The organism is Georgenia deserti (genome assembly GCF_042680605.1).
GTDB classification, from domain to species: Bacteria; Actinomycetota; Actinomycetes; order Actinomycetales; family Actinomycetaceae; genus Allobogoriella; species Allobogoriella deserti.
In genome coordinates this window covers 621,670-644,435 of record NZ_JBHUEE010000001.1, presented here as the reverse complement: position 1 = coordinate 644,435, position 22,766 = coordinate 621,670, and the positions used below count along the sequence as shown (strand labels likewise).

Here is a 22,766-nt window from a genome sequence, read left to right as displayed (position 1 = left end):
CACCGAGGGTGACGAGCACGAGTGAGGGACGAACGGAGTGCGAGGAACCCGACCAGCCAGCACCGAGGGTGACGAGCACGAGTGAGGGACGAACGGAGTGCGAGGAACCCGACCAGCCAGCACCGAGGGTGACGAGCACGAGTGAGGGACGAACGGAGGGTGTGATGACCGAGGCGATGGCGCAGCAGCCTGCTGCCCCCACCGATCAGGCGACACGGGTTCGTCTGCGGTACTTCGCCGCCGCCGCTGAGGCGGCCGGGACGTCCTCGGAGGACCTCGCCGTCCGGGCGGACTGCACGGTCGGCGAGCTGGTCGAGACGCTCACGGTCGCCCACGGGCCGCAGTTGGGCCGGGTGCTGGCCATCTCCAGTCTCCTGGTCGACGGGCAGACTCGGGTGGTCGCGGACGACGGTGCCGCCCGCCTCTCCGGCGCCGCCGAGGTCGGCGTCGACGTCCTGCCCCCGTTCGCGGGGGGCTGACCGCTCGTCAGAGCGTGGGTCTCACCAGCCTCTCGGCCTCTTGCGCCCCTCTGACGCGGCACGGTACGGGTACTCCTGCCCCGTGTCCGGCGTACGCCGCGTGACCACCGCGGCAATCACCGGCAGGAGGACCAGTCCGAGGGCGGCGATGACCGCCCACACGAGGAGGCTCGTCTCGGTCGGCGGGTTGTCGAAGATGCGGATGCCCCGCCAGATCCCCACGCCTGCGACTGCGATCATCAGGATTGCTCCGATCAGCCCTGCACCCATGCTGTCCAGGGCCATGCCGAGCAGGCAGAGCAGACACCAGGCGTACATCGCGATGACAAAGGCGGCCGCGAGACCGAAAGCCAGTGGATCCGAGGAGTAGGTCGCGATGACGGTCTGGCCGTGCATGAGCTTGTCGACCACGAGCGGCCACACCAGCATCGAGGCAAGCTGGATGGCAGCGGCGAGGGGGGCACCCAGGATCACCAGACCGGGGAGGCCCGTCCGCCGGAAGCCGTTGTCCTCCCGCTTGAAGCTCACGAGCGAGTAGGTCCAGAGCGCGGGACCGAGCCCGGCGAGGATGCCCGCCCAGACGCCGTCCGGTTCGACCTGATCGAGGTTGTTCGTCCTGAGCAGCCCGGTGGCGGAGACCAGCATGAAGATCGTCCACAAGACGGCGACGAAGCCGGCCACGATGAGCATCCTGCGCAGATCCGCTCCCCAGGTGGGCACGGGCTTCGTCGCCGGGTGCTGCCGTCCACGTGGCGACGAGTACGGCCCGCGGGGCGGCCCACCTGGATAGGTCACACCAGCATTATGCTCGTCTCGTATTGTCGTCCGGACGCCGTGAGCCTGTGGCGCTTCCGCGTCCAGGGCACACCCGACGGAGACGACACCGCGATGGAACACCTGGCCCGAACTCGGTCCGAGCGCGGAGAACTCGCGCTGTCGCGCCGGCCGTCCGGGGATCTGGAGCTGCGGGTGAACGGCGTCTTCGTCATGGACACGGCCGACGTCACCACTGAGCGGATGCTGGCCGCTGCGGCGCTGCGCACGTGCGCCGACCCGGCCGCCGTTCTGGTCGGCGGCCTCGGCCTGGGATTCACCCTCGCCGAGGTCCTCGCGGATCCGCGAGTGGAACGCTGCGTCGTCGTCGAGATCGAACCGGATGTGGTCACGTGGATGCGGGACGGCACCGTGGCGCACGGCCCGGAGCTCTTGGCTGACGCCAGGGTCGAAGTCCTCGTGGCCGACGTCGCCGACGTCCTCATGGCGGCCTCGGCCGAGTTCGATCTTGTGCTGCTCGATGTCGACAACGGGCCCGGATACCTGGTCCACGAGCGGAATCGCGAGCTCTACGAGCAACCGGCCCTGACTCGCCTTTGCCGGGCGCTGCGGCCGGGCGGCGTTCTGGCGGTGTGGTCCTCCGCACCGGCGCCGGAGCTGCACGAGGCACTGTCCGCGACATTCGCCGCTGTCCAGGTGAGCGCCCTGCCGGTCCGCCTCCAGGACCGGGACGAGGAGTACGTCCTCTACAGCGCCAGGACCTGACAAGCGCGGACGCGACAGTCCCGGTCGCCGGTTGGGGACAGGACGGTCCCCAGGTGAGCGGCGACCTTGTCATCCTGCGCGCCTCGTCGTCCCGAGGCGCCCTGGCCGCGTACCCACGAGACGGGGGTCGACGGCGTCCAGGCCCCCTGGCAACTGCCCCACGCTCTGGTGCCCACGGGTGCTTTCTGCAGTGGGGCTTGGCATGCGGCTCGGTAAGCGGTAACTTACCGTAAGTGCTCACTAACGAAGTCGACGCGTGGACCGCCCTCGGGGATCCGAGCCGGCGGCGGATCTTTCACGCGGTGACCTCCCGGCCGCAGTCCGTCGGTGAGCTCGCCGCCGACCTGCCGATCTCACGTCCTGCCGTCTCCCAGCACCTGAAGGTGCTGCGTGCGGCGGAGCTGGTGCGCGTCCACACCGCCGGCACCAGGCGCATCTACACCGTGGACACCACGGGCCTGAGTGCCCTGCGAGCCGAGCTCGACGCCTTCTGGGCGCAGACGCTGACGAACCTCAAGTCCGTCGCCGAGAGTTCAGCGGCGCCCCAGACCCGCACCCGGACCCAGACCGAGGAGACCTGATATGCCCGTCGCCGACCCCACCACCGTGCGCCACGAGGTCGTCGTGGAGGTGCCCGCCGAACGCGCGTTCGTGGTGTTCACCGAGCAGTTCGACGCCATCAAACCCCGCGAGCACAACCTGCTCGACTCCCCCATCGTCGAGACGGTCTTCGAGCCACGCGTCGGCGGTGCCGTCTACGACCGCGCCGAGGACGGCTCACAGTGCCGGTGGGCACGGGTCCTCGTCTTCGAACCACCGCACCGCGTCGTCATCTCGTGGGACATCACGCCGGCGTGGACGGTCGAGACCGACCCGGGCCGCAGCAGTGAGGTCGAGGTGCAGTTCATCCCCGACGGCCCGGAGCGGACGCTCGTGGCGCTGGAGCACCGTCATCTGGACCGGCACGGTGACGGCTGGGAGCGCGAGCGCGACTCCGTCGACGGGCCCGGCGGCTGGCCTGTGTATCTCGAACGATTCGCCGGGTTGGCGGATACCTGAGATGGCGACCAAGGAACCGACGGGCATGGCGCTCGCAGCCGCGGAGCGAGAGGACCTGGCCGACTTCCTGGCCGGACTCACTCCCGAACAGTGGCGTGCGCCCAGCTTGTGCGCCGGCTGGAGTGTCCGGGACGTCGTCGCCCACGTGATCAGCTACGACGAGATCGGCTGGCGCGGCCTTCCGTGGCGGCTCCTGCGCGGCCGGCTCGGCGGCGGCGACGCGAACGCCGTCAGTCTGCGTGACTATGCTCAGCACTCCCCGGAGGACCTGCTCGCCCTGCTCCGGACACACCTGACCCCACGCGGACTGCCGGCAGCCTTCGGCGGCATGATCGGCCTCACCGACGCCCTCATCCACCATCAGGACATCCGCCGGCCGCTCGGCCTCCCCCGGACGGTGCCCCCGGAACGGCTGGCGGCAGCCCTCCCCCGCGCGCTGGCCGCGCCGGTGCTCCCGGCGAAGCAGAATGCGGCGGGCCTGCGCCTGGTGGTCACCGACCTCGATCTCGTTCACGGCGACGGACCCGAGGTTCGCGGCCCAGGCGAGGCTTTGCTCCTCGCCGTCGCAGGCCGCGAGGCGGCACTGACGGATCTCGACGGACCAGGGCTGGCGACGCTGACGACCCGCGTCTCGCAGGGCCACTGACGGCAGGCGCGTCCCTCAGGCGCTGCCCGTCCATTCGTGCGAGCCGTCCGGGAAGACCTGCCGCTTCCAGACCGGCAGGCGCCGTTTGATCTCCTCGACGAGTTCGGCGGCAGCCGCGAAGGCCTCGGCGCGATGGGCGGCGGACACCGCGGCGGCCAACGCGACGTCGCCGACGGCGAGGGTGCCGACCCGGTGCAGAACCGCGACGGCATCCACGGGGAACCGCACCGCGAGATCGTGGGCCACCTGCGTCACGACCGATCCGGCCCCGGGGTGGGCGACGTACTCGATCCCGCTGACGGCACGCCCGCCGTCGTGATCGCGCACCACCCCGGTGAAGGCGACCACGGCGCCGGCCGCCGAGTCCGCGACCGCTCGTTCGCACTCCGCGACGGTGATCTCCGCGTCTCGGACGGCGGCGAGCACGACGCGCTGACCGGGCGGGGCGAGCCGATCCGTCACGGCTGCTCCTCCCGGGCGGCCACGAGGCTGGCCACCGCGTCCGCGCGGCCGCGAACCGCCTCGGCGGACGCGCCGCCCGCCCCGGCCGCGAGGCCGACGACGAAGGCGGTCAGCGGGGCACCGGGCCGCGAAGGGCCGTGTGCGACCGCGCTGACCAAGCGCAACAGGTCCGGCGTCACCTCGCCGACCACGGTGCGGTCGACGCCGAGCTCGGCACAGACCTCGTCGAGCCAGGCGTTCATCTGCGCCATCTTGCGGGTCTCGTCGCCGCGTCGCAGGTTCTCGCCGGTGCTCACTGATCGCCCTCCCGGGTGTAGTCGGTGCCGGTCTCGACCGACAGGATGGCCAACAGCAGTCGTCCGAGCGTGCGTCCCACCCTGGTCTCGGCGTGGGCCGCGAGCGAGGCGGCCGCATCCGGCAGGGCGGGGACCAGATGCTCGTCGAGGTGCGTGCGCTCGTCCGCCCGGAGACCACGCGCCGCCGGGGCGTCGCCGGTCGCCCAGGCGTCGGCCTCGCGACGGCACAGCTCGGCGACCTGCCGTGCCGCGTCCGCCAGGTCCCCTGCGGGCGCGAGGTGGGCGGTGTGATCCTCGCGCAGGGCGGACAGGTCGTCGGCCGGGTCGCGGCGGCGCGCCGCGCGGGCGTAGACGTCCAGGCTCATCAGGTCCGCGGTGAACAGGTCCGCGTCCGCCTCGAGCCACCGTGCAGCCAACCGCCACGCGGTCGCGATCTCCCCCGACCGGAGTCGTTCGACGGTGCGTTCCGCCGGAGCGGCGAGCACCTCGGCGGCCGCGTCCCAGCTCCCGGCACGGTCCCGCGCGGCCTGGACGAGTTGCGCCTGGAATCCCGAGACGGTGTCGTCCCCGGCCCCCGCGACCGGGGCCAACCGTCCGCCGTCGTTCATGACGCCCTCGGCAGGGAAGCGGGTTCGCGGACGACGTCGAGGTCCCCGGAGACGGAGCGTGCGGTGAGGAAGCAGATGCCGCCCTCCGTGCGATCCTCGACTGTGGTCGCCCCGAATCCGGAGGTCCGGTGATCGGTCCCGTCGAGGCGCACGGCGCCGGAGACACTGCGTGCGCTGAGCGAGACGCCGGTTCCGATGGGCAGGGCCACGCGCATGTCGCCGGAGACGGTCGAGACGTCGACCTTCGAGGTGTCCGAGTCGGTGCGGACAGCGATGTCGCCGGCCATCGACGCGACCTCCACCCGTGGGAGCCGACCCGCGAGACTCGTACGCCCGGCCGCGGCGTTGACCCGCAGCGGACCGTCGTGACCGGAGACGACGATTCCGCTCGAGGCGGATCTCAACGTCGCGGCGCCCCGGCAACCGTCGAGCAGGATGGAGCCCGCGGCGGTGTTGACGGTGACGTCCTCGACGAGGTGGCGCACCGTGACGTCGGCCGAGGCGGTCGCCACGCTGGTGCCGGTTCCGTGCGGGACGTAGATGGTCAGCGCGGCCGAGTCGGAGGAGTTGTACGACCGGAGCCGCTTGACCCAGCCCTCCCAGCCGATGGACGGATACCCGATGGTCAGACGTCCGCCTTCGACCGTCATCTCGAGCGGATTGCCGACGAGCTCGGTGACCTCGGCCCACACGTGCGGTGCCTCGTGGCTGCGCACCTCGACACTGCCCGCCACAAGTTGGACCCGCAATCGGGTGACGTCGTCGATCTGGTGCTGGGCTACGCCGGGGACGATCCAGGATCGGGTGGCCATGAATCCGACCTTACGCGCCCCGGACGGTGCGGACCGGGCTTCGGTCGGAGCCGACGGCGAGGGCCGGGCTCCATGACGGAGACCCGGCCCTCGCTCGGCTTCAGCCCCCGTTGGGGCGCTTGCCGTGGTTCGCGGCGTTGCCCTTGCGGGCACGGCGCTTGCGACCGCGCTTGCTCATCTCGTCACTCCTTCTGGATGCGGCGACCGGGATATGGTCCCACATCAGCGGGAGACGACGGTGTACGGCACGGTTACCCGCTGCTTGCCCCGTCTTGGGGCCGTGTTCATCCGGCGCGCGATTCCGGTCACACGCCGCCCCGAAACACCCGGCCACCTGGGGCGATGGGTGAGGTGGGCGGCTAATGTGTGGTCACGTGCGCGCCCTGAAGTCGCTGGTGTCCCTGCCGGCGCTCTTGACCGCCCTGATCGGGTTCACCCTCCTGGTCGCCGGTCCGCTGCGCCCCTACGAGGCCACCTGGCACCGCTACTGGGCGCGCGGCTTCCCCGACCCGGTGCCGTGGGTCCTGCAGCAGGTGCTGGACCGGATCACCGGCCAGGCCGTGTGCCTCCCGGTGCTGCTCGCGGTCGCCGTCGTCATCGCGCGGCGCCGGCGCACCTGGCGCCCACTGTTTGTCGTCGCGGCGGCGGAGGCGGCGTTCTTCGGGGGCGTCGGGCTCATGAAACTGGTGCTGGCGCGCCCGGCGCCGGTGATGCAGGACGCCCGATTCTTCGCCGGCGGCCTGTTCGAGGACGGCTGGCACGGGATCTCCTACCCGTCGGGACACACCTCCGAGGCGATCCTCATCTACGGTGCCGCCGTCTATCTCATCTTCCGGTACTGCCGCCCCTCGGCGACCGTCCGCCGCCGCCTCGTCATCGCCGTCGGCATCATCGCGGTCAACTCGGTGGCCACGGCCTACCTGTTGGGCTGGCACTGGGCCACCGACCTACCCGCCGGTCTGCTGACCGGCGGTGTACTGCTGCACGTGGTGATCTGGGTCGACCGGCATCTCATCGCGCGCCTGGTGCCCGCTCCCGGCACCGAGACGGACGCGACAACGACCGACCCACCGCCCGAGACCAACGGCCCGCCGGCGGGGACCACGGGCACGTTCGGCGCGCCCAACACCGGTGCCGCGCCGGAGGGACGACCCGTCGGGACGAGCCCGGACTCAGTCGGCCCGGACCCGGGAGACCTTGAGCACGGTGAGCTGCGAGCGGACCCGCATCCGCAGTGAACTGGGCGCCACCTCTGCGCAGGACCGCTTGACGAGCTCGCGGATGTGCACCTCGGCGTCGGCCGCCTCCGTGCAGTGCGGGCACTCGGCCGCGTGACGGCGCAGCCGCGCTTCCTCGCTCTCGTCCAACTCGGCGTCGAGGAACTCGAAGAGGTGATCCATCAGCTCTTCGCAGCTGCACGGGCCCGATTCACCGGCGCGGGCGCGCACGGCCTCCTCCGCCCGGCTCACGAGGTGCTCTTCCGGCGTCCCGCCGCTCCTCGCGTGCCTCATGCTTTGGCCTCCGTCCGGATACCGAGCTCCCGCGCGTGGTCGACGAGGCGCTCGCGCAGCTGGCGGCGTCCACGGTGCAGACGGGACATCACCGTCCCGATCGGGGTCCCCATGATCTCCGCGATCTCCTTGTACGCGAAGCCCTCCACGTCCGCGAGGTAGACGGCGATACGGAAGTCCTCCGGCAGCTCGCTCAGGGCGTCGCGGATGTCCGAGTCGGGCAGCAGGTCCATGGCCTCCGCCTCGGCGGAACGCAGCCCGGTCGAGGTGTGCGAGGCCGCCCGGTGGATCTGCCAGTCCTCGACCTGCTCGGCGTCCGACTGCTGGGGCTCGCGCTGCTTCTTGCGGTAGCTGTTGATGAAGGTGTTGGTGAGGATTCGGTACAGCCACGCCTTGAGGTTCGTGCCGGGCTTGTACTGGTGGAAGGACGCGAACGCCTTGGCGAACGTCTCCTGGACCAGGTCCTCGGCGTCGGCGGGGTTGCGGGTCATCCGCATGGCCGCACCGTAGAGCTGGTCCAGGTACGGCAGGGCCTCGCGCTCGAACCGCTCCGCCCGGACGTCGTCGCTCTCGCCGTCCGGGGCGCGGCGGTCGGCGTCGCCCTCGTGGGTCTCGGTCATCGCCCACGAGCCTAGTGCCGCGGCGCCCTGCGCGCGTGCGCAGGGCTGCGGCGCCTGGTCCGTGGGACCCGGCAGTGTGGGGAGTTCCGTCGTCAGTGTCACGACCGCGACAACGACGGCGCGGCGGCGAACATTCCGGCACGGGGTCGCAGACCTGACCGATCTGCGGTAGCAATGAGCCATGACGTTCGTCCGCCTGATCGCGCGCCCGTTGCTCGCCGCCCCATTTGTGGTCGAGGGTGTCGGCGCCCTTGCCCGGCCGAAGGACCACGTGGAAGCGGTCCAGCAGGTCCGCCCGATGCTGGAAGACCTCGGCGTGCCGCCCTCGTTGCTCGACGACCCCACGCCGATCATCCGCGCCTCCGGGGCGGTGGCCGCGCTCTCCGGCCTCATGCTCGCCACCGGCCGCAGCCAGTCTGCCGCCGCCCTGACGCTCGCGGCCGTGGCACTGCCCACGACGCTGGCCAAGCACCCCGTGTGGGAGGCCGGCGACCGTGCCGAGCGCACCCGCCACCTCACCGGAGTGCTGAAAGGGGCAGGACTGACCGGTGGCCTGCTGCTCGCCGCCGCGGACCGCAAGGGCCGGCCGTCGTGGGCGTGGCGGGTGCAGAACGCCCGCGAGCACCGCGCCGACATCCGCCGCGCCAAGGCGAAGGTCAAGAACCGCCACGCGAAGTGACCACGACGCTCGCCGCCGATCCCTGGCCTGCTCCGACCGCCTCCGGCCCCCTCGACGCCGTCGTCGAGGTTCCCGGCTCGAAATCGCTGACCAACCGGCACCTGCTGCTGGCCGCGCTCGCGGACTCCCCCACGGAACTGATCCGGCCGCTGCACTCGCGTGACTCCGCCCTCATGATCGCCGCGTTGCGCGAGCTCGGCGCCGTGATCGACGCCGCCGACCCGGGCGACCTGCTCGTGACGCCCCGGCCGCTGCGGGGCGGCGGACATATCGACGCCGGCCTGGCCGGGACGGTCATGCGATTCGTCCCGCCCGTCGCCGCGCTCGCCGACGGCGAGGTCCGCATCGACGGTGACGAGCGCGCCCGCGAGCGCCCCATGGGTCCGGTCGTGGACGCGCTGCGCACCCTCGGCGCCGACATCAAGGCCGCCACGATGAGCGACGGCGCGGCCGCGCTGCCACTGATCGTGCACGGAACCGGCCGGTTGGCCGGTGGCCGGGTGAACGTGGACGCGTCGGCGTCCAGCCAGTTCGTCTCCGCGCTGCTGCTCGCCGCGCCCCGCTTCGAGCAAGGGATCGACGTGCGCCACGTGGGCTCGGCCCTGCCCTCACTCCCGCACATCGCCATGACGGCCGCCGTGCTCCGTGACCGTGGCGTCTTCGTCGAGGAACTCACCGGTGACGGTGAACCGGCCGACGGGGCACCGAGCCGCTGGCGGGTGCGCCCGGGCCCCGTCTCCGGTGGCCGGATCGTCGTCGAGCCCGATCTGTCCAACGCCGGCCCCTTCCTCGCCGCCGCCCTCGCCGCCGGCGGCCGGGTGCGGGTGCCGCGCTGGCCGGCCACCACCACCCAGGCGGGTGCGCAGCTGCGGCAACTACTCGCCCGGATGGGAGCCGCCGTCGACCTCTCCGGTGACACGCTGACCGTGACCGGTCCCGCCGACGGCGCCATCCACGGCATCGACGCCGACCTGCACGAGGCCGGGGAGCTCACCCCGACGATCGCCGCGCTGTGCGCCCTGGCACACTCCCCCTCGCGGCTGCGCGGGATCGCTCACCTGCGCGGGCACGAGACGGACCGGCTCGCGGCGATCACCACCGAGCTGACCCGGCTCGGCGGGCAGGCCCGGGAGACCGAGGACGGCCTGGAGATCCACCCGGCGGCCCTGCACGGCGGTACCGTCGACAGCTACGCCGACCACCGGATGGCCACATTCGGTGCCGTGCTCGGGCTGCGGGTGCCCGGCGTCGCCGTCCGTGATGTCGGCACGACGGCGAAGACGCTGCCTGACTTCCCGGGCATGTGGTCCGCCATGCTCGCCCAGCGTCGCGGGGCACGTTAGGCGGCGCCGCTGTGCGTGACACCGGCACCGACGACGCCCGGGTCCGCGTCCGCCCGAACCGGCGAGGCAGCCGCCCGCGGACCAAGGTCCGACCCGAGTACCCCGACGCCCTCGGCGCCATGGTCCTCGGCGTCGACCGCGGGCGTTACCACCTGCTCACCGACGACGGCACGGGTCTCGTCGCGGTCAAGGCTCGCGAGCTCGGCCGCGGCGAACGCGGGGCGGTCGTGGTCGGCGACCACGTCGGCGTCGTCGGAGACGTCTCAGGACGCAAGGACACGCTCGCACGGATCGTCCGCGTGGACGAGCGCAGCTCAGTGCTGCGTCGCTCGTCCGAGGACGGTGACGCCGCCGGAGCGGAACGGGTCATCGTGGCGAACGCCGATCAGCTCGTGGTCGTGGTGGCGGCCGCGGAGCCGGAGCCACGGCCACGCCTCGTGGATCGCTGCCTGGTGGCCGCCTACGACGCCGGCATGGATCCGCTGATCTGCGTAACCAAGGCGGACCTGGCCGATCCCCGCGAATTCCTCGCCCGCTACGACGCGCTCGCGGTGCCGGCGGTCGTCACCGCGGCCCGCGTGGAACGCATCGAGGGCCTGCACGAGCTCCGCGACCGCCTGGCCGACCGCACGTCGGTGCTCGTGGGGCACTCCGGCGTCGGGAAGTCGACGCTGGTCAACGCACTCGTCCCGGACGCCGACCGTGCCACGGGTCAGGTCAACGCCGTGACCGGACGTGGCCGGCACACGTCGTCCTCCGCCGTCGCGCTGGCGCTACCGGAGGGTGGCTGGGCGATCGACACACCCGGGGTGCGCTCATTCGGGCTGCAGCACGTCGATCCGGAGGATCTGCTCGCCGCGTTCGACGACCTCGCCGAGATCGCCACGGACTGTCCCCGCGGCTGCACGCATGCGCAGGACGCGCCGGACTGTGCCCTGGACCAGTGGGTGCAGTCCGGAGCCGCCGGAGACGCCGGCGCCGCCCGACTGCTCTCCTTCCGGCGATTGCTCGCCTCCCGTCAGGCCGCCCAGCCCGGCGGATAGGTCTCACGCGAGGCCGACCACCCCGGCCTCCGGCTCGTCCGCACCGGCGGGTGTGCGCCCGCCGCCGTCCCGGCGCACCACGGGCTTGACGACCTCGCCGCGCTTGCTCGCCGCGATCGCTCTTTCGACGTCCTCGGCGTCGAAGTAGCCGATCAGCCGGTCGTAGGGGAACCGGCCCTGGCCGTAGAGGTCCAGCAGCGCCGGCATGAGAGTGTCGCTGCGCCCGCCGCCCCCGAGAGTGCCGACGATGCGCTTGCCCCACAGCGTCGAGACGTGGTCGACAGCGAAGGTGGCGCCCGCCGGCGCCCCGCCGACGAGGATGCACGTCCCCAGCATCCCGACACTGGCCACTGCCTGCTCGACGACCGCGATCACGCCTGTGCACTCCAGGGCGTGGTCGGCCGGCCCACCGCAGATCCGCCGTACGGCTTCCGGGACGTCGTCCTCGGTGCCGGCGTCCACCGTGTGGGTCGCGCCCAGCTCCCGAGCCAGGTGCAGGCGATCGACGTGGCGGTCCACGGCGATGATCGTCGTCGCCGGTGTGTTCACGGCGGCCATCACGGCCGAGAGACCGACCGCGCCGACACCGTAGATCACGAGGCTCGCACCGGGCTCGGGTCGTGCAGTGTTGAGAACGGCACCGGCGCCCGTGGAGATGCCGCAGGCCAGCGGCCCCGCGATGTCCAGCGGGACATCCTCGGGCACGACGACGGCGGAGCTCGCCAGGACGAGGGAATGGGTGGCGAAGGAGGACTGGCCGAAGAAGTGCCCGTACAGCTGCGCACCGTCCGGGAAGTGGTAGGCGCTCCGCCCGGCGGCCGGCCCGAGCAGCCGCGCGCCGCCGGCGACGGCCTCCCCCATCCGCAGGCAGTACCGGTGCTCACCGGCCAGGCAGTTCCGGCACTGTCCGCACCACGGCCATCCGAGGACCACGCGGTCGCCGACCGCAGGGGTGGTCACCCCCTCGCCGACGGCGTCCACGATGCCGGCGCCCTCGTGCCCCAGCACCGCCGGGAACGGCATCGGCAGGTCACCGTGGCGGGTGATCTCGTCGGTGTGGCACACACCGGTCGCGACGATCCGGACAAGGATCTCGCCCGCGCCCGGTTCGTCGATCTCGATGTCCTGATAGGTCAGGGGCGCGCCGACCGCTGCGGCCACGGCGCCTCGGGCGGCGACGGTCATCTCCTGGCTCCTCCGCGTCGAGAAGGTCGGGAACTGACGCCGACGCTAGCGGAGGCGGGCGGGCCCGGCCAACGCGGCCTCGGTCCGCGCGCCGGACCGCTCGGGCGAGCCCGGCTCGGTGCGCGGCAGTGCCGCGAGGCGCGGAACGGTGCCCAGCGCCCGGTAGATCTCCTCGAACCGGTCGAGCGTGGCCCGGTGGGTGTGCGGGGCCACCAGGGCGCGACTGCGCGCGCCCATCTGCTCCCGCAGCGTTGCGTCGCCGACGAGTTCGGTGAGGCGAGCGGCCAGCTCATCGACGTCGCCCGGGGTGTAGAGATACCCGTTCTCGCCGGGTCGGACGAGGTGCGGCAGCGCCATGGCGTCGGCGGCGACGACCGGTTTCCCGGCCGCCATCGCCTCGAGCGTGGCGATGCTCTGGAGCTCGGCGATCCCGGGCATGCAGAAGATATGGGCCCGGGCGTAGGCGGCGAGCAGCTCCGGCTCGTTGACGTGGCCGTGGAAGGTCACCCGCTCGGAGAGCCTGAGGTCCGCGGCCATGCGCTCCAGTCGGGCACGGTGGTCGCCGTCCCCCACGATCTCCAGCACCGGCCGCGGACGGGTCTCGACGCGGGCGAGCGCCGCCAGGAGCTCATCGATCCGCTTCTCGGGATCCAGCCGGCCGACGAACAGCAGGCGCGGCTCGGGCGCGGCCGCAGCGGCGGCCCGGAACCGGTCGGCGTCGACCCCGCACGAGACAGCTTCGCCGGCCAGGCCCGTGGCGTCCCTCAGCAGCTCGACCGCCCGCGGGGTCGGCGCGGTGATGACGTCGGCCCGGGAGTACACGGCCGAGAGGTCGCGCCAGGTGAGCCGGCTGGCGGCGTCGTGCCACCGGCGGGGCAGGATGGGGAGGTAGCCGAGGACGTTCTCCGGCATGAAGTGGTTGGTCGCCACGAGGGGCAGCTCGCGGCGGCGGGCGGCGCCGACCAGGGCACGGCCGAGGACGAGGTGCGCCTGGACGTGGACGACGTCCGGTCCGATCTCCTCGACCAGCGCGTCGGCGGCGGCGCCGGTGCGGCCGGGGGTGCAGAACCGCAGCGAGGCGTGCCAGGGGTAGCGCGTCGAGGCCAGCCGGTGGACGGTGCAGCCGTCGGCCCGCTCACGGCGTGGCGTGCCGTCGGTCGAGGCGCACGCGACGTGCACCTCGTGCCCGCGTCCGGCCAGGCCCGCGGCGAGACGCTGGGCGAACCGTGCGGCGCCGTTGATGTCCGGGGCGTAGGTTTCCGCGCCGATCAGGATCTTCACCGGGTCTCCTCCAGATTCTGCTGGTGCGCCGCACGGTGTGCCGGCTGCTGGGACGTTGCGGGGACGGCCGCAGGTGTGGCCTGCGCGGGCGAGCCACCGATGCCGGGACGAGCACGGGCCAGGGCCACGACCCCGCCCGCCGCCGCCAGCCCGCACAGCGACATCCCGACGAGGATCGGTCCGGGCAGCAGGGCGCCCTCGCCGAGCAGCAGCAAACCGGCGAGCACGGCGATGACGGGGTCGACGACGGTCAGGCAGGCCAGCACCACCTCGGCACGTCCCGAGGCGTAGGCCTGCTGGACGAGCCAGGCCCCGAGGACACCGTTGACCACGAGGATGCCGGCCATGGCCAGCGTCGACGGCGCCAGGGGGTCGTTGCCCGCCTGGATGTGCTGGAAGACGGCCCGCATCAACGCCGCGACGGTCCCGATCGCTGCAGCTCCGGCCAGCGCGTTGAGCAGACAGCGGCGCCACCCGTGAACCCGGTGGGCGGCCGCCGCGCACCCGACCAGCACGGCGAGGAGCACCACCTCGCCGGCGAGCAGGCCCCGGACCGGCACCGGATGATCGCCGCTCGTGTGCGACGCGGCGAGCCAAACGAACGCCGCGACGCCGATCACGCAGACCGTCACCGGGACGCGCGCGCCACGGTCCGGTCGATGCCGGTCGAGCCGAGCCGCCAGGTAGACCGCGAACGGCACGCCCAGCACACCGATGGGCTGAACCACCGAGACAGGCGCGAGCGCCAGCGCGAGGACGTGGAGCGCCATGCCGAGCCCCATGAGCGCGACGCCCGCCAGCCATCCGCGCTGGCGGACCAGGGAGCCGAGCCCGCGGAGGCTGAGCCGGTGGTCCCTGGGGTGGGGCTCCTCGCGCACGGGGACCTGACGCCGCACGGTGTGCCGCACGGCGCGCTGCTGGACGACGGCCGCCGCGGCGAAGCACGCCGAATCGATGACGGCCAGGGCGATCGCGAGGACGGTCACCATGTCAGCACCGATGGTAGGAGCGACGGCCAACATCGCGTGGCGCCGAGGTGAGTGTCCGGCGATGATCGGGTGAACGTCTCGCGACGGCGCCGTGGAAGGAGGTCATCGGTGTCCACGGTGCCGCAGTCCGGACGCCCACCGCCATCGGTGGGACCACTGATTCCGGCCCCGAGGCGGCTCAGGGACCGGCTCCCTCGTCTCCGTCCGATCTGCACGTCGACGACGCTAGGGCGCGGACAGGGACCGTGCCATCAGCCGGAAGACGTAAAGCCGACTCCACCCGGAGGGTGACGTCGGCGCTCGTCCGACCAGGCCGGCTCCGCGCAGGCGCATCGTGCGCGGCATCACCCGTGGCCATCTGGGATGCTGTCGCCGACCCGCCGCAGTAGGACCAGGAAGGGACCTCGCCTCATCGTGCCGATCCCGGGAGACCGCCCTCGGCCGCGCCTGTCGCGGCGAGAGCGGGCCCACGTCGCGCTCGTGTGCGACTACTCGCTGGCCTATCTCGGCGGGGCACAAACCGCGCTGCTGCAGGAGGCTGCCGCGTTGGCCGCGGCCGGCGTCCGCGTCACGGTGGTCACGCCGTCGTCACCACATGTGTGGAGCCGGGTGCGGCCGCATCCCGCGGTGCGGCACCTTCGGGTACCACCGATGGCGCACGTGCCCGGACTGGACCTGCCGGTGGTCACCGAGGGACGGCGGTTGCGCCGGGATCTGGCCGGTTTCCTGCGGCGGCGGGGGGTCGATGTGGTCCACCTGCACTCCGAGTTCGGGCTCGCGGCCGCAGCGGCCCGCGCCGCGGAGGCCTGCGGCGTCCCGGTCGTGCACACGGTGCACACGTTCTTCTGGCGAGGGCCGGACCGCGGCGGGCATCTGCTCGCGCCAGCGCTGCGGGCAGCGTTCCGGGCGGCCACCGGGCTACGTCCGGGACGAGGACCGTTGGCCGAACGGCCGGCCGACTCGGCGCTACGGCACATGACCCTGGCGACGGCGCGCCTCGCGGACGTGGTGATCTCGCCGTCGGCCCACCAGGCTCGGCACCTGCGGGCGGCCGGGCTGCCGGCGGTCTCGGTCCTCGCGAACGTCGTGACCGGCGCCGCAGCTGCCGAACCGCTGACGCACGTCTCCGGGCCGCTTCGGGTGCTGTGGGTCGGTCGCTGTGTGCCGGAGAAGCGCATCCTGCCGTTCGTGCGGGCGGTGCTCGACGCGGTCGCGCGCGCCGGTCAAGGGCGGCTCGCCGTCACCGTGGTCGGCGAAGGCGCCCAACTCGCGCAGGCGCAGGACATGGCGGCGGGGTGCGACGCCCTGACCTTCCTGGGCCGCCGCCCGCACGCCGAGGTGGCTCACCTGCTCGCACAGTCGCATCTGCTGGCCCTGAGTTCGTCGGGATTCGACAACCAACCGATGACGATCGCCGAAGCCGTGACCGCCCGGCGCGGGGTGCTCTACTGCGATCCGGCCCTGTCCGAAGGTCTGTCCGGCTCCGGGATCCTCTCCGGGCCCGAGCCCGCTGAGCTGGCCGCCACGCTGACTGATCTGGTGCGCCACCCGGAGCGGGTGATCGAGGCGTCCCGCGGGGCGCAGGCCGCCGGCGAGGTGTTCACCGCCGAGCGGCACGTGGCGGGGCTGCAGGAGATCTATGCCGCCGCCAGCTGGTCGAGGAACCGGCGGATAGCCGCCGCCGCGGCGGCAGGCCGCTCGTAGTGGATGAGGTGCCCGACGCCGGTCAGCATCTCCAGCTGGGCACCCACCTGCTCGGCGAGCCGGTACTGGGCGGCCGGAGCCGCGATGTCGTCCTTGTCGCCCGCGATCAGGAGGGTCGGTGCGGTCAGGTGCGCGGCGTAGTCGCCGACGTGGTGGGAGACCGACGCGGTGAACGCCTCCACCACGACGCGCCGGTCGTGATACCCGGAGAAGTAGCGCCGGTGCTGGTCGTGGATCCAGCGGCGTAGCTCGCGGTCCTCGGTGGTGGTCATGAGTTCGCTGATGACGCGGACCACACCCCGGCTGGCCAGCAGCGCGCCACCGATCCGTTCCGGCAACGCGGCACCGAGCCGGTAGTAGCCGACGGCGGCCGCGGACAGCATCGCCCGCGGGCCGTGCAGCGCGGGCGCGGCGATCGGGTTGACGAGGACAAGGTTGTCCGGGAACACCTCGTGGGCCAGGGCTGCTGCGGCGACGACGGACCCGAACGAGTGCCCGAGCAGCACCCGCCGCCGCCCGGTACCGGCCACGTCCCACAGCTCGGCCAGCCAGCGCGCATACCGCGTGACATCGTGCGGGCCGGCGTCGGGCCCGTCGGTGGGAAACGGTGCGGACGCGCCGAAACCGGGCAGGTCCGGGGTGACGACGCGGTGGTCCGGGAGGTGGGCCGCGATCGGCAGGAGCCCGTGGTGGTCACCGCGGAATCCGTGCACGGCCAGGATCGTGGTCTCGGCGGTGGGATCGCCCCACACGTGGTAGCGGGTTCGGGCGCCGGCGACGACGACGGAGCGCTCCTCGACGAGCTGCGGTTCCGGGCCGGGTCCGGCCGGGAGACGGGGAGCGGGCGTGGCCATCGAGCCGAGCTTAGACGCGCCCGGCGCGGTGGCGGGGTCGGCGGCGCGGTGAGCGCCGGGCGGTAGGTTGCCCGATATGACTGCGCACGCCGCGAACCGGTACACCGACGACCTCCGCCTGGCCCACGTGATTGCCGACCAGGTGGACGGGCAGACGATGAGCCGGTTCGGCGCTCAGGATCTGCAGGTCGAGGCCAAGCCGGATCTGACGCCGGTCTCCGACGCCGACCGCAGCGCCGAGGAGATCGTGCGCGCCCAGCTCTCGCGGACCCGGCCGCGGGACTCGGTCCTCGGCGAGGAGTTCGGCACCACCGGGCACTCCCCCCGGCAGTGGGTCATCGACCCGATCGACGGAACGAAGAACTTCGTCCGTGGTGTTCCCGTGTGGGCGACCCTGATCGGGCTCATCGAGGACGGCGAGGTGGTGCTGGGCGTGGTCTCCGCGCCCGCGCTCAACCGGCGGTGGTGGGCGGCGCGCGGGTCGGGCGCCTGGACCGGGCGCTCGCTCTCCGCGGCCCGGCAGCTGAGCGTCTCCGGGGTGCGTACGCTCGGTGACGCCTCGCTGAGCTACTCGAGCCTGGGCGGTTGGGCCGAGCGCGGGTCGTTGCGCTCGTTCCTCTCCCTCGCCCAGCAGGCATGGCGCACCCGCGCGTACGGGGACTTCTGGTCGTACATGCTGGTTGCCGAGGGGGCGGTGGACATCGCCTGCGAGCCGGAGCTCGAGCTGTACGACATGGCGGCGCTGGTGCCGATCGTCGAGGAGGCGGGCGGGCGCTTCACCGGGCTCGACGGTGCGGACGGCCCGTGGAGCGGCAGCGCCGTGGCGACCAACGGCCACCTGCACACCGCGGTGCTGGCCGGTCTGGACGCGCAGCAGGACTGACCTGGCACACTTGGCGGTGTGACGGAGCGGAAACCGCCCGGCGTCCCGGTCGGCAACTGGGTCGACGAGATCATCCGGGCCGCGACCGAGCGCGGGGAGTTCGACAACCTTCCTGGCGCCGGGAAGCCGCTGCGCGACGAGCGGCCCCCGGACGAGGACTGGTGGCTGCGCCAGAAGATCCGTGACGAGGATGTCGACCCGGACGTGCTGCTGCCGCCGGCGCTGCAGCTGCGCAAGGAGGTCGCCAAGCTGCCCGAGACGGTGGCCGACCTGCAAAGCGAGGATGCGGTGCGCGACGCCGTGCGCGAGGTCAACCGGCGCGTGGCCGAATACATCCGCCTTCCGAGCGGTCCGGCCATCCCGGTCGCACCAGCAGACGTCGACGAGGTCGTCGCTGCGTGGCGCCGTGCTCGCCGGGACCGGCCCGGACGCTGATCCGGCCTCGCCCGGCGGGGCACCGTGGCCATGTCGGCGGCGGCGTCTACCGTCCGGGACATGCGGATCCTCCACACCTCGGACTGGCATCTGGGCCGGACCCTGCACGGTGTGGACCTGAGCGAGCACCACGCCGCCTTTCTCGACCACCTCGTCGAGGTCGTCCGGCGGGAGCGGGTCGACGCCGTCGTCGTCGCCGGAGACATCTACGACCGGGCCATTCCGCCGGTGGACTCGGTGGCACTGCTCTCGGACGCGCTCGACCGGCTCACCGCGCACGCGCACGTGGTGCTCACCCCGGGCAACCACGACTCGGCCACCCGCCTCGGGTTCGGTGCCGGACTGTTCCGAGAAAGGCTGGCGGTACGGACCGCCGTCGGGGGCGTCGGTACGCCGGTGGATCTGCCCGACGCCGACGGCGGACTCGGCGCCCGCCTGTACGCACTTCCGTACCTCGATCCGGACCTGGCGCGTGAGCAGCTCACCGAACCAGGCGACGACGGCGAGCCCACAGCGCCGGCACGGTCGCACCACGCCGTGACCGCGGCCGCGGTCCGCAGGGTGCGCGCGGACCTGGCGGCCCGCCGGGAGCGGGACGCCGGCCGCGTGCCCGCGCTCGTCGCCGCCCACACGTTCGTCACCGGCGGGGACGGGTGCGAGTCCGAGCGCGACATCCGGGTCGGGGGCGTCGACCAGGTGCCGTCGGGGGTGTTCTCGGGCGCGGGGGTGGACTACGTGGCTCTCGGGCACCTGCACGGTCCGCAGCAGGTGGGCCGCGTCGGCCGTGACCCGGTGATGCGATACGCCGGCAGCCCGCTGGCGTTCTCCTTCTCCGAATCTCGTCACCGCAAGTCGACGGCCTTGGTGGAGCTGGGTCCGGAGGGCGTCACCGGCGTCGAGCTCGTCGAGGCACCGGTCCCGCGTCGGTTGGCCGACCTGTCGGGCACGCTGGACGAGCTCCTCGGCCGGCGGTTCGACCACTACACCGACCACTGGGTCCGTGTCACCGTGACGGACCCGGTCCGGCCGGACCGACTCTGGGCACGGGTCTCGGACCGCTTCCCGCATGCCCTCGTGCTACGCCACGCGGCCGCCCAGGTCACGGGTGGCCACGAGAGTGCACCGGCCGTCCCGGGGCAGGATCCGCTCGAGATCGCGGTCTCCTTCCTCGCAGCAGCCGGCGGCCGGCCGGCCACACAGGACGAGGTCGCAGTGCTGCGGGAGGCCTACGAGTCGGTGCTGGCGGCGGAACGGAGCGCCTGATGCGGCTGCACCGTCTCACCCTGCAGGCCATCGGCCCGTTCGCCGAGCGGCACGAGGTCGACCTGGACGAGTTGTCCGTCTCCGGGCTGTTCCTGCTCGACGGGCCCACCGGTTCAGGCAAGTCGACGCTGATCGACGCGGTGGTCTTCGCGCTGTACGGCACGCTCGCCGGTGGGGTGTCCGAAGACCGGTTGCACTCCGACCACGCCGCCCCCGGCGTGGAGCCGTTCGTCGAGCTCGTCTTCTCCACCGGCGCGGGCACATTCCGGGTGTGGCGCTCACCGAAGCACCGCCGCCCGAAGCGACGCGGAGACGGCGAGACCCTCCAGAACGCTCGGGCCAAGCTGTGGCGGCTACCGGCCGGGAGCGAACGCCCCGGTGACGAGCACGGCGTGCCGATCTCTGCGCACGTGCAGGAGGTCGGTGACGAGCTCGCCCGGATCGTGGTCCTCGACCGCGGGCAATTCACCCAGACGGTGGTGCTGCCGCAGGGGCAGTTCGCCTCCTTCCTGCACGCCCGGCCCGAGGACCGCCGAGGTGTCCTGCAGGAGATCTTCGGTACCGAGATCTACGAACGCCTCCAGCAGCGCCTCGCCGAGCTGGCACGTGCGGCCCGCGGCGAGGTCGACGGCGCCGCCGCGCAGGTGACCGCCACGGTTGACGAGCTGGCCCGTGCGGCAGCAGGTGGCGAGGACGGGACGGAGGAGGACGGCACCGGTGGCGATACGGCGAGCGACGGCGCCCCCGCGATCACCGAGAACCTGCGAGCGGCGGCCGCCGAGACGGACGTGGCACGCGTGCGCGAACTCGCGGAGGCTGCGTGCGCCGCCTGGGAGGAACGTCAGGAGGCGGCGGAATCCGCGTGTGCGGCTGCTGAGCGGGAGGAGCAGGCCGCGCGTGCGGCGCTGGACGCCGCCCGGGACCTCGCCGCCCGGTCGGCGCGACGGGCCGCACTGGTCGAGGCGGACCGGGCGTTGCGTGAGGCCGCGGACGAGGTCGATCGCGCGGCCGGCCGGCTCGACCGGGCCCGCCGCGCCGCCGTGGTCGTTCCGGTACTACAGGCACGCGAGCGGGCCGCCGAGCGTCGTACTCGCGCCGCGGCGGCGCGAGAACAGGCCGCCGTCGCCGCCGGCCCGTACGGGATCGAGGCGGACGAGGACCTCGAGTCCCTGCAGCGGCTCCGGGACGAGGCGAGCACGACGTTGGGTCGGCTCGAGCCACTCGTGACAGTCGAGGAGTCGCTGCCGGAGCGGGCAGCGGCGCTCGAGCGCGACCGGGCGGAGGCCGCGCACGCGCAGGAGCGCACCGCGTCGCTGGCCGCGCAGGTGGACCGACGTCCGGCGGAGCGTGCGGAGCTGGAACGCCGACTCGAGGACTACCGCGACGTCGGCTCGCGACGAGAACGCGCGCGCGTCGAACGTGACCTCGCCCTGGACCGCCTCGGTGAGGCACGGGAGGCGGAGCGGACCAGGGCGCAGATCGCAACGGTGGAGACCGAGCTCGCCGCGGCCGCGCAGGCCGCGCGAGACGCGGTCGACGCCGAGCACCGGACGCGCCGGCGTTGGGTCCAGGGCATGGCGGGGGCACTGGCCGAGAGTCTGGAGCCCGGCCGGCCGTGTGCGGTGTGCGGCGCCACCGAGCATCCTTCGCCTGCACGGTCCGGCGAGGACCATGCCACGGACGAGGACGTCACTGCCGCGGCCGAGGCCCGGGAGCGGACCGCCGGAGCGCTCGCCGAGCTGCAGGCTCGCCTGACCGGCCTGCAGGAGCGGTCCGCCGGTCTGGAGGAGGCCTGCGACGGGCTGACCGTTGCCGAGGCCACGGAACGGGTGGCCGAGGCCGAACGCGCGGTGGAGGCGGCAGCGGCCGCGGTGGTCCGGCACGCCGAGCTCGCCCAGGAGCTCACCGATCACGACGCCGAGACCGCGCGGCTGACCGAACAACTGGCGCAGGCCCGCACGGCGGACGCGATGTGCGCGGAACGGCTCGATGAACGGGCGCGTCGACTCAGGGAGGACGAACGTCGTGCCGCCGAAGGGCGCGGCCCCCACGCGTCCGTCGCCGATCGGGCCGCGCGGCTGCGCAGCCGTATGCGAGCGGCGCGGTCCCTCCTCGAGGCGGCGCTGGAGGACCAGGAAGCGGCCGAGGCGCTGCAGCAGGCCGAGGTGGACCTGGCCGAGGCGCTCGACCGTGCCCGACTGGCCGACGCCGCGGCGGTACGCGACGCGCTGCTCCCCCAGGACGAGGTCGATGCGCTCGCGAGCACGGTCGACCACCATCGCGCGGAGGTGGCCCGGGTGGCCGCGGGTCTGGCCGAACCGGGCATCGTCGAGCTCACCGGAGCCGAGGAGCCGGCGGTCGAGCACCGCCAGGCCGAGTACCACGACGCCCGTGCCAGGGTGACAAGGTTCGCTGGCCGGGCGAGCGAGGCGCGGCTGCGCTGCCGGCAGGTCCGCGAGCTCACCGACCGACTCGGCGCGGCCTGCGACGCGTACATGGCGGCCGGCGACCGGGCGGGCCCCGTCGTGCGGATCGCCGCACTCGCCGGCGCCGGAGACGGCAACACCCTCGAGACCACGCTGGCCACCTACGTCTTGCTCCGGCGGTTCGAGGACGTCGTTGCCGCGGCGAACGGCCGCCTGGCGGCGATGTCGGACGGTCGGTACGCCCTCGAACGCATCGACGAACGCGAAGGCGGCCAGCGCTCCCGCAAGGCAGGCCTGGGGCTGCGCGTGCGCGATCACGTGACCGAGCGGCCGCGCGACCCGCACACGCTCTCCGGTGGTGAGACGTTCTACGTCTCGCTGTGCCTCGCGCTCGGGCTCGCCGATGTCGTGCGTTCGGAGGCCGGCGGGATCGAGCTCGGCACGCTCATCATCGACGAGGGATTCGGCTCGCTCGACCCGCAGACGCTGGACACAGTGATGACCGAGTTGGGCCGGTTGCGCGAAGGCGGCCGTGCCGTGGGCGTGGTCTCCCACGTCACGGAGATGAAGGACCGGATTCCCGAGCGGATCTCGGTGCGGCGCACCCCGTCCGGCTCGTCCACGCTGACAGTGCGCTGCTAAGCCGCCC

At 73.1% G+C, this 22,766-nt stretch carries 26 protein-coding genes; 14 read left to right on the top strand and 12 right to left on the bottom strand.

The annotated features are described in order from the left end of the window. Nucleotides 1-164: 164 nt before the first annotated feature. Entirely contained in the window at nt 165-479 is a 315-nt protein-coding gene (locus ACFSE6_RS03075) for a MoaD/ThiS family protein (protein ID WP_388002227.1), read from the top strand. A gap of 21 nt (nt 480-500) precedes the next feature. Here ACFSE6_RS03075 and ACFSE6_RS03070 read toward each other — a convergent pair whose 3' ends face one another. Next, nucleotides 501-1,274 (bottom strand): hypothetical protein, encoded by a 774-nt coding sequence (locus ACFSE6_RS03070; protein ID WP_388002226.1) that lies wholly within the window; start codon nt 1,272-1,274, stop codon nt 501-503. A gap of 39 nt (nt 1,275-1,313) precedes the next feature. Between ACFSE6_RS03070 and ACFSE6_RS03065 the strand changes: the two genes are divergently transcribed. The 4 genes from ACFSE6_RS03065 (at nt 1,314) to ACFSE6_RS03050 (ending at nt 3,723) form a co-directional block, all read left to right on the top strand. Further along, a complete protein-coding gene (locus ACFSE6_RS03065) occupies nt 1,314-2,018 on the top strand; it encodes a spermidine synthase (RefSeq protein WP_388002225.1) in 705 nt (234 codons plus the stop codon). A gap of 233 nt (nt 2,019-2,251) precedes the next feature. Then, a complete protein-coding gene (locus tag ACFSE6_RS03060) occupies nt 2,252-2,599 on the top strand; it encodes an ArsR/SmtB family transcription factor (RefSeq protein WP_388002224.1) in 348 nt (115 codons plus the stop codon). A gap of 1 nt (nt 2,600) precedes the next feature. Further along, nucleotides 2,601-3,077: an SRPBCC family protein gene (locus ACFSE6_RS03055; protein WP_388002223.1), complete on the top strand. Its 477-nt coding sequence runs from the start codon at nt 2,601-2,603 to the stop codon at nt 3,075-3,077. A 1-nt stretch (nt 3,078) separates the two neighbouring features. Then, entirely contained in the window at nt 3,079-3,723 is a 645-nt protein-coding gene (locus ACFSE6_RS03050; protein WP_388002222.1) for a maleylpyruvate isomerase family mycothiol-dependent enzyme, read from the top strand. 15 nt (nt 3,724-3,738) lie between these two features. Here the strand turns inward: ACFSE6_RS03050 and ACFSE6_RS03045 are convergent, their stop codons facing one another. From ACFSE6_RS03045 to ACFSE6_RS03025, 5 genes are all read right to left on the bottom strand, one after another. Further along, complete coding sequence (locus ACFSE6_RS03045; RefSeq protein WP_388002221.1) at nt 3,739-4,185, bottom strand: molybdenum cofactor biosynthesis protein MoaE; 447 nt, start codon at nt 4,183-4,185, stop codon at nt 3,739-3,741. Next, nucleotides 4,182-4,481 carry a DUF6457 domain-containing protein gene (locus ACFSE6_RS03040; protein ID WP_388002220.1) on the bottom strand — a complete coding sequence of 100 codons (300 nt, stop codon included), beginning with the start codon at nt 4,479-4,481 and terminating at the stop codon, nt 4,182-4,184. Before ACFSE6_RS03040 ends, ACFSE6_RS03045 begins: the two co-directional genes overlap by 4 nt. Continuing rightward, a complete protein-coding gene (locus ACFSE6_RS03035) occupies nt 4,478-5,089 on the bottom strand; it encodes a hypothetical protein (protein WP_388002219.1) in 612 nt (203 codons plus the stop codon). The genes ACFSE6_RS03040 and ACFSE6_RS03035 overlap by 4 nt, the downstream gene beginning before the upstream one ends. Continuing rightward, on the bottom strand, nt 5,086-5,901 hold the full coding sequence (locus ACFSE6_RS03030; protein ID WP_388002218.1) for a DUF4097 family beta strand repeat-containing protein: 816 nt from the start codon (nt 5,899-5,901) through the stop codon (nt 5,086-5,088). The genes ACFSE6_RS03035 and ACFSE6_RS03030 overlap by 4 nt, the downstream gene beginning before the upstream one ends. Before the next feature lie 100 nt (nt 5,902-6,001). Continuing rightward, on the bottom strand, nt 6,002-6,079 hold the full coding sequence (locus tag ACFSE6_RS03025) for a 50S ribosomal protein bL37 (protein ID WP_388002359.1): 78 nt from the start codon (nt 6,077-6,079) through the stop codon (nt 6,002-6,004). Nucleotides 6,080-6,275: 196 nt separating this feature from the next. Between ACFSE6_RS03025 and ACFSE6_RS03020 the strand changes: the two genes are divergently transcribed. Then, nucleotides 6,276-7,139: a phosphatase PAP2 family protein gene (locus ACFSE6_RS03020; RefSeq protein WP_388002217.1), complete on the top strand. Its 864-nt coding sequence runs from the start codon at nt 6,276-6,278 to the stop codon at nt 7,137-7,139. On the opposite strand, the gene rsrA is transcribed toward ACFSE6_RS03020, so the two are convergent. Both rsrA and ACFSE6_RS03010 read right to left on the bottom strand, forming a co-directional pair. After that, nucleotides 7,074-7,412, bottom strand: coding sequence for a mycothiol system anti-sigma-R factor (gene rsrA, locus ACFSE6_RS03015; RefSeq protein ID WP_388002216.1), 339 nt, complete (start codon nt 7,410-7,412; stop codon nt 7,074-7,076). The genes ACFSE6_RS03020 and rsrA overlap by 66 nt on opposite strands. After that, complete coding sequence (locus tag ACFSE6_RS03010; protein WP_465254111.1) at nt 7,409-8,107, bottom strand: sigma-70 family RNA polymerase sigma factor; 699 nt, start codon at nt 8,105-8,107, stop codon at nt 7,409-7,411. Before ACFSE6_RS03010 ends, rsrA begins: the two co-directional genes overlap by 4 nt. 106 nt (nt 8,108-8,213) lie before the next feature. On the opposite strand from ACFSE6_RS03010, the gene ACFSE6_RS03005 reads away from it, so the two are divergent. From ACFSE6_RS03005 to rsgA, 3 genes are read left to right on the top strand one after another with little or no spacing between them, the layout of a single operon-like run. After that, nucleotides 8,214-8,711 carry a DoxX family membrane protein gene (locus ACFSE6_RS03005; RefSeq protein ID WP_388002214.1) on the top strand — a complete coding sequence of 166 codons (498 nt, stop codon included), beginning with the start codon at nt 8,214-8,216 and terminating at the stop codon, nt 8,709-8,711. Further along, complete coding sequence (gene aroA, locus ACFSE6_RS03000) at nt 8,708-10,054, top strand: 3-phosphoshikimate 1-carboxyvinyltransferase (protein WP_388002213.1); 1,347 nt, start codon at nt 8,708-8,710, stop codon at nt 10,052-10,054. The genes ACFSE6_RS03005 and aroA overlap by 4 nt, the downstream gene beginning before the upstream one ends. Before the next feature lie 11 nt (nt 10,055-10,065). Then, on the top strand, nt 10,066-11,097 hold the full coding sequence (gene rsgA, locus ACFSE6_RS02995) for a ribosome small subunit-dependent GTPase A (RefSeq protein ID WP_388002212.1): 1,032 nt from the start codon (nt 10,066-10,068) through the stop codon (nt 11,095-11,097). 3 nt (nt 11,098-11,100) lie between these two features. On the opposite strand, the gene ACFSE6_RS02990 is transcribed toward rsgA, so the two are convergent. From ACFSE6_RS02990 to ACFSE6_RS02980, 3 genes are read right to left on the bottom strand one after another with little or no spacing between them, the layout of a single operon-like run. Beyond that, nucleotides 11,101-12,282 carry an NAD(P)-dependent alcohol dehydrogenase gene (locus tag ACFSE6_RS02990; protein WP_388002211.1) on the bottom strand — a complete coding sequence of 394 codons (1,182 nt, stop codon included), beginning with the start codon at nt 12,280-12,282 and terminating at the stop codon, nt 11,101-11,103. A gap of 45 nt (nt 12,283-12,327) precedes the next feature. Beyond that, nucleotides 12,328-13,563, bottom strand: coding sequence for a glycosyltransferase (locus tag ACFSE6_RS02985; RefSeq protein ID WP_388002210.1), 1,236 nt, complete (start codon nt 13,561-13,563; stop codon nt 12,328-12,330). Continuing rightward, nucleotides 13,560-14,552 (bottom strand): hypothetical protein, encoded by a 993-nt coding sequence (locus tag ACFSE6_RS02980; RefSeq protein ID WP_388002209.1) that lies wholly within the window; start codon nt 14,550-14,552, stop codon nt 13,560-13,562. The genes ACFSE6_RS02985 and ACFSE6_RS02980 overlap by 4 nt, the downstream gene beginning before the upstream one ends. A gap of 414 nt (nt 14,553-14,966) precedes the next feature. Between ACFSE6_RS02980 and ACFSE6_RS02975 the strand changes: the two genes are divergently transcribed. Continuing rightward, nucleotides 14,967-16,256: a glycosyltransferase family 4 protein gene (locus ACFSE6_RS02975; RefSeq protein ID WP_388002208.1), complete on the top strand. Its 1,290-nt coding sequence runs from the start codon at nt 14,967-14,969 to the stop codon at nt 16,254-16,256. On the opposite strand, the gene ACFSE6_RS02970 is transcribed toward ACFSE6_RS02975, so the two are convergent. Further along, nucleotides 16,190-17,110 (bottom strand): alpha/beta fold hydrolase, encoded by a 921-nt coding sequence (locus tag ACFSE6_RS02970; protein ID WP_388002207.1) that lies wholly within the window; start codon nt 17,108-17,110, stop codon nt 16,190-16,192. The genes ACFSE6_RS02975 and ACFSE6_RS02970 overlap by 67 nt on opposite strands. A 76-nt stretch (nt 17,111-17,186) precedes the next feature. Between ACFSE6_RS02970 and hisN the strand changes: the two genes are divergently transcribed. The 4 genes from hisN to ACFSE6_RS02950 are packed head-to-tail and all read left to right on the top strand — an operon-like array spanning nt 17,187 to nt 22,759. Beyond that, nucleotides 17,187-17,993, top strand: a complete 807-nt coding sequence (hisN, locus tag ACFSE6_RS02965) for a histidinol-phosphatase (RefSeq protein WP_388002206.1) — start codon at nt 17,187-17,189, stop codon at nt 17,991-17,993. A gap of 18 nt (nt 17,994-18,011) precedes the next feature. Next, nucleotides 18,012-18,428, top strand: coding sequence for a DnaJ family domain-containing protein (locus ACFSE6_RS02960; RefSeq protein WP_388002205.1), 417 nt, complete (start codon nt 18,012-18,014; stop codon nt 18,426-18,428). A 60-nt stretch (nt 18,429-18,488) separates the two neighbouring features. Beyond that, nucleotides 18,489-19,691: an exonuclease SbcCD subunit D gene (locus tag ACFSE6_RS02955; protein ID WP_388002204.1), complete on the top strand. Its 1,203-nt coding sequence runs from the start codon at nt 18,489-18,491 to the stop codon at nt 19,689-19,691. Beyond that, nucleotides 19,691-22,759 carry an AAA family ATPase gene (locus ACFSE6_RS02950; RefSeq protein ID WP_388002203.1) on the top strand — a complete coding sequence of 1,023 codons (3,069 nt, stop codon included), beginning with the start codon at nt 19,691-19,693 and terminating at the stop codon, nt 22,757-22,759. Before ACFSE6_RS02955 ends, ACFSE6_RS02950 begins: the two co-directional genes overlap by 1 nt. Nucleotides 22,760-22,766 lie beyond the last annotated feature (7 nt).

Coding starts and splice junctions, on each gene's coding strand:
- ACFSE6_RS03075 (WP_388002227.1), top strand. CDS start 165: ATGACCGAGGCGATGGCGCAGCAGCCTGCTGCCCCCACCGATCAGGCG.
- ACFSE6_RS03055 (WP_388002223.1), top strand. CDS start 2,601: ATGCCCGTCGCCGACCCCACCACCGTGCGCCACGAGGTCGTCGTGGAG.
- ACFSE6_RS03050 (WP_388002222.1), top strand. CDS start 3,079: ATGGCGACCAAGGAACCGACGGGCATGGCGCTCGCAGCCGCGGAGCGA.
- ACFSE6_RS03035 (WP_388002219.1), bottom strand. CDS start 5,089: ATGAACGACGGCGGACGGTTGGCCCCGGTCGCGGGGGCCGGGGACGAC.
- ACFSE6_RS03030 (WP_388002218.1), bottom strand. CDS start 5,901: ATGGCCACCCGATCCTGGATCGTCCCCGGCGTAGCCCAGCACCAGATC.
- ACFSE6_RS03025 (WP_388002359.1), bottom strand. CDS start 6,079: ATGAGCAAGCGCGGTCGCAAGCGCCGTGCCCGCAAGGGCAACGCCGCG.
- rsrA (WP_388002216.1), bottom strand. CDS start 7,412: ATGAGGCACGCGAGGAGCGGCGGGACGCCGGAAGAGCACCTCGTGAGC.
- ACFSE6_RS03005 (WP_388002214.1), top strand. CDS start 8,214: ATGACGTTCGTCCGCCTGATCGCGCGCCCGTTGCTCGCCGCCCCATTT.
- ACFSE6_RS02990 (WP_388002211.1), bottom strand. CDS start 12,282: ATGACCGTCGCCGCCCGAGGCGCCGTGGCCGCAGCGGTCGGCGCGCCC.
- ACFSE6_RS02980 (WP_388002209.1), bottom strand. CDS start 14,552: ATGGTGACCGTCCTCGCGATCGCCCTGGCCGTCATCGATTCGGCGTGC.
- ACFSE6_RS02970 (WP_388002207.1), bottom strand. CDS start 17,110: ATGGCCACGCCCGCTCCCCGTCTCCCGGCCGGACCCGGCCCGGAACCG.
- hisN (WP_388002206.1), top strand. CDS start 17,187: ATGACTGCGCACGCCGCGAACCGGTACACCGACGACCTCCGCCTGGCC.
- ACFSE6_RS02955 (WP_388002204.1), top strand. CDS start 18,489: ATGCGGATCCTCCACACCTCGGACTGGCATCTGGGCCGGACCCTGCAC.
- ACFSE6_RS02950 (WP_388002203.1), top strand. CDS start 19,691: ATGCGGCTGCACCGTCTCACCCTGCAGGCCATCGGCCCGTTCGCCGAG.